This is a genomic window from Neisseria sp. HMSC067G12 (assembly GCF_001812725.1).
GTDB lineage: Bacteria > Pseudomonadota > Gammaproteobacteria > Burkholderiales > Neisseriaceae > Neisseria > Neisseria perflava.
Window position 1 is genome coordinate 1,294 of sequence record NZ_KV810203.1, and the last position, 417, is coordinate 1,710.

The window sequence follows — 417 nt, forward strand, 5'->3', positions numbered from 1 at the left end:
GTAGCGGTAAAAAGCTGCGCGGTTTGCGTCACGGTCCATACCGTCCTGACTTAACTGTTTTGGACGATATCGAGAATGACGAGCAAGTCCGCAACCCGGAACAGCGCGACAAGCTCAATGCGTGGCTGACTAAAACGGTATTGCCACTCGGAGGTGTCGGCCAGAAATACGATGTAATCTATATCGGCACGATTTTGCATTACGACAGCGTACTTAACCGCACTTTGAATAACCCGTTTTGGCACGGTATTAAGTTTAAGGCGATGAAACGCTGGCCCGACCGCATGGATTTGTGGGACAGATGGGAGGAGCTTTTCCGCAACGACGGCGAGACGGTGGCCGAGGCGTTTTATCTCGCCAACAAAGACGAGATGGAGCGTGGTGCGCAAACAAGCTGGGCGGCTCGCGGCGTGTTGG

1 pseudogene is annotated in these 417 nt (G+C 53.7%); it reads left to right on the forward strand.

The annotated features are described in order from the left end of the window. Positions 1–417 (forward strand): annotated as a pseudogene (locus tag HMPREF2871_RS07030) (hypothetical protein); the annotation flags it as partial.